We start from the raw sequence: 797 nt of genomic DNA on the forward strand, positions 1-797 counted from the left end.
CACTTCTTCGGCAAGTCCCCGCAGACCAAGGACATGGTCGCGGACCTGACCGACGAACAGATCTGGGGCCTCAAACGCGGCGGGCACGATTACCGCAAGGTCTACGCCGCGTACAAGGCAGCGGTGGAGTTCAAGGGCAAACCCACCGTGATCCTGGCCAAAACCGTCAAGGGCTACGGCCTGGGCCCGCACTTCGAAGGCCGCAACGCCACCCACCAGATGAAAAAGCTGACCATGGAAGACCTCAAGGCCTTCCGTGACCACCTGCGCATCCCCATCACCGATGACCAGCTCGACGCGGACCTCTACCGGCCCCCGTACTACCACCCCGGCATGGACGCCCCCGAAATCAAATACCTGATGGAACGCCGGGCAGAGCTCGGCGGGTTCGTGCCCGAACGCCGCCGCACCCACACCCCCGTGACCCTGCCCGAGGCCAAGTCCTACGAGGTCGCCAAACGCGGCTCGGGCAAACAACAAGCCGCGACCACCATGGCCTTCGTGAGGCTCCTSAAGGACCTGATGCGGGATAAGAACTTCGGGGCCCGGTTCGTGCCCGTCGTCCCGGATGAATCCCGGACCTTCGGCATGGACGCGTTCTTCCCGACCGCGAAAATCTACAACCCCAAGGGCCAGAACTACCTCTCCGTGGACCGGGACCTCGTGCTGGCCTACAAGGAATCCCCCGCCGGGCAACTGATCCACCCCGGCATCAACGAAGCCGGCGCCGTCGCAGCGTTCACCGCCGCCGGAACCGCGTACGCCACCCACGGCCAACCCCTGGTCCCGATCTACGT

Annotated in this window: 1 pseudogene; it reads left to right on the plus strand. The window is 64.8% G+C overall.

Annotation, left to right across the window (positions count from 1 at the left end):
- Window positions 1–797, plus strand: a pseudogene (locus tag AC1DD5_RS25710) (pyruvate dehydrogenase (acetyl-transferring), homodimeric type); the annotation flags it as partial.

This window comes from Paenarthrobacter sp. 10L420 (assembly GCF_056395385.1).